Source organism: Vibrio sp. 10N.261.52.A1 (genome assembly GCF_002876325.1).
GTDB lineage: Bacteria > Pseudomonadota > Gammaproteobacteria > Enterobacterales > Vibrionaceae > Vibrio > Vibrio chagasii.
In genome coordinates this window covers 1-3,144 of sequence record NZ_MCYD01000893.1, presented here as the reverse complement: position 1 = coordinate 3,144, position 3,144 = coordinate 1, and the positions used below count along the sequence as shown (strand labels likewise).

Here is a 3,144-nt window from a genome sequence, read left to right as displayed (position 1 = left end):
ACCGATGTTACCTTCTTGAACGAGATCAGCCATAGGCAGCCCGTAGCCAGAGTAACCTCTTGCAACGTGCACCACGAATCGTAGGTGTGAAAGGATCAAGCCTTTCGCAGCGTCGATCTCACCTTTGTAATGTAATCGCTCTGCAAGTCCACGTTCCTCTTCAGGCGTCAGCATTGGGTAGCTGTTCGCTGAGCGGATATAGCTGTCTAAACTATCTTGTGTGACTAAAGCCATTTGATACGCTTGGTTTGCCATTCGGTTCCTCATCAATCTCTGATCTGGAGTAGTACATCTATTAAAACCCAACAATCTTGAACCTAAAATGAACAGGTTTCAAGAAGGGGGAAGTAATTATGCATAATCAATTCGTCTATACAAGGCAAAAACTGGTTAAGAAGTGCCTATTTTTCGTCTAAATATGACTCTATTCACCTAAACAGGTTCAATTTCTTTTAGGTGACGCTGTGCAGAAAGCTTCGCAGCCACACTACCCAGCAGGGTTCCAACGATCAAAAACAGTAATGATTCATCCCAGCTTAGGCCAATTAAGCGGAAGTGGCTGTCGTAAAGCTGAGCCAAGTCATCCACTGCGCTGTTCAGTAACACGGTAATTAATGCCGTCATTACCCATGCGCTAATCGAGCCTAATACGCCGAACCACATACCTGAATATAGATATGGTCGAAGAATGTAGCTGTCGGTGGCACCAATCAGCTTCATGGTTTGAATCTCTTCCTTATGCGCCAACACATTAAATCGTAATGTGTTGCCGATAATCAAAAACACAGCGCCCAACATCAATACCGTTAGGGTAATGACGATGACAGCGGCTAGCGCTTTAATCGCGTCTAATCTTGCTAACCAATCTTCGTCTAAACGAACATCAGTCACTAATTCTTGTTTTTTAACTTGGCCTGCCAGCTCTTTGATTTGAGCATCGCTTTGTACGCTGGGTGTTATCACTAACACGCCTGGCAGTGAATAGTCGTCGAGAATAGTTAGGGCATCATCAAAGCCAGAATACTGGCTGAGGTCAGCAAGCCCTTGTTGAGGTGAAATGTACTCCACCAGCTCAACTTGGTCCCAACTTTCGATTTCATCTTTAAGCACCATCACTCGAGGCTCGGGAATGCCATCCTCTACATAAGCACTAATTTGTGACGGGCTTGTGACATCTTTTGCCACTTCACCTACGTTTTTACCTAGTAGGTACAAACACGCAGGCATTGCTAAAGCCATAGAAATAACTGCAAGCGTCAGTAAGTTGCCCAACGGACGTTGCCACATCTGCGAGAACGATGACTTAGCTTGCTTCCAATGCACCACGAAGAAACCGTCACTTGAAGTGCGGTTTGCAGCGCGATTAGATTGAGGTTTTTTGATGCGCTTATTAGCGGCCATAGTCTTCAACCTCACTCAAAAAGCCTTGGTTTAATTCAAGATGACGGTATTGAGGGCGAGTGTTCACTAACCCGATATCGTGCGTCGCTAGGATGATCGTCACACCGGCACGGTTAAACTCTTCAAACAGTCGCAATACGCGGTTAGATAATTCCGGGTCTAGGTTACCCGTAGGCTCATCCGCAAGCAGCAGAGTTGGACGGTTTACCACAGCGCGGGCAATGCCCACTCGTTGCTGTTCACCACCAGAAAGCTGGCTTGGCAAACAGCGTGCTTTATCTAATAAGCCAGTCTTGTCCAACGCAGCACTGACTCGGCGCTTTATTTCATTTTCAGAAATAGATTCGATACGCATAGGCAGAGCAACGTTATCAAAGATAGAGCGATCCATCAGCAGACGGTGGTCTTGAAAAACAATCCCGATATTACGGCGTAAGAATGGGATGTCTTTAGCAGGAATACGAGTGATATCGTGATCGTTGAACCAGACACGCCCATCAGTCGGGCGCTCAATCGCGCAAATCAACTTCAGCAAGGTACTTTTACCTGCACCGGAATGCCCGCCTAAAAATGCCATCTCTCCACGTTTGAGATGGAAGTCCACTTTTTGGAGTGCTTGGCGTCCGCCTCGGTAGGCTTTGCTCACTTGCTGAAATTTGATCACCGAAAATTCCTCTTACGATCACTAATATCAAATTTAAAACGATAGCAGGTTAAGGATAAACCACTTTGCTACTCGCGTTACTCTTCGCGGCTGAATAGAGCTTCAATGAAGTCTTTTGACTCAAATGGACGCAGATCATCAATGCCTTCACCAACACCAATGTAACGAATTGGAATCTGGAACTGGTCAGCAATTGAGAAAATCACACCACCTTTCGCAGTGCCGTCTAACTTAGTTAGCGTAATACCGGTTACTGGTGCAACTTCACTGAATAGTTTCGCTTGGCTGATAGCATTCTGACCTGTACCAGCATCAAGTGTTAGCATGATTTCATGCGGTGCAGAGTCATCAATCTTCTTCATGACACGAACAATCTTGCGTAACTCTTCCATCAGGTTGCTCTTGTTCTGCAAACGACCCGCTGTATCGGCAATCACAACATCCACGCCACGAGCTTTAGCAGCTTCAATCGCATCGTAGATAACAGATGCACTGTCTGCGCCTGTGTGTTGAGCGATAACCGGCACATCGTTACGCTGACCCCAAACCTGAAGTTGCTCAACAGCTGCGGCACGGAAAGTATCACCCGCCGCTAGCATCACTTTCTTGCCTTCGTTTTGGAATTGTTTCGCTAGCTTACCGATAGTGGTTGTCTTACCAACACCATTCACACCAACCATTAAGATAACGTAAGGCGTTTTCGTAGTATCAACCACCAAGGGCTGTTCCACTTGGCTTAAGATGTCTGCCATCTCTTCTTTCAGCAGACCATAAAGCGCTTCGCCATCTTTTAGGTCATTGCGAGATGCTTTTTCTGTCAGGTTTTCAATGATCTTAACTGTGGTGTTCATACCCACATCCGCGATCAGCAGCTGCTCTTCTAGCTCTTCAAACAGATCATCATCGATTTTCTTGCCTTTGAACAAACCAAAGAAGCCTGCACCAATGTTTGCTTTAGTACGGCTTAGGCTACGCTTAAGGCGAGCAAAGAAGCTTTCTGTTGGCTTCTCTTGTACTTCTTCAACCTGAGCTTGAGGAACAACTTCTTGTTCCTGTTCTGCTTCTGCTTCTGCTTCTGC

4 protein-coding genes are annotated in these 3,144 nt (G+C 46.1%); all 4 read right to left on the bottom strand.

The genetic code is table 11. The annotated features are described in order from the left end of the window. On the bottom strand, nt 1-255 hold a 255-nt coding region (locus tag BCT81_RS19370), incomplete at its 3' end, for a sigma-70 factor domain-containing protein (RefSeq protein WP_277869831.1). A 177-nt stretch (nt 256-432) separates the two neighbouring features. After that, nucleotides 433-1,401, bottom strand: a complete 969-nt coding sequence (gene ftsX, locus BCT81_RS19365) for a permease-like cell division protein FtsX (RefSeq protein WP_102425516.1) — start codon at nt 1,399-1,401, stop codon at nt 433-435. Beyond that, entirely contained in the window at nt 1,391-2,065 is a 675-nt protein-coding gene (ftsE, locus tag BCT81_RS19360) for a cell division ATP-binding protein FtsE (RefSeq protein ID WP_004740528.1), read from the bottom strand. The genes ftsX and ftsE overlap by 11 nt, the downstream gene beginning before the upstream one ends. A 77-nt stretch (nt 2,066-2,142) precedes the next feature. Continuing rightward, nucleotides 2,143-3,144 (bottom strand): signal recognition particle-docking protein FtsY (gene ftsY, locus BCT81_RS19355; RefSeq protein WP_102425515.1); only part of this gene is annotated, 1,002 nt, incomplete at its 5' end.

Coding starts and splice junctions, on each gene's coding strand:
- ftsX (WP_102425516.1), bottom strand. CDS start 1,401: ATGGCCGCTAATAAGCGCATCAAAAAACCTCAATCTAATCGCGCTGCA.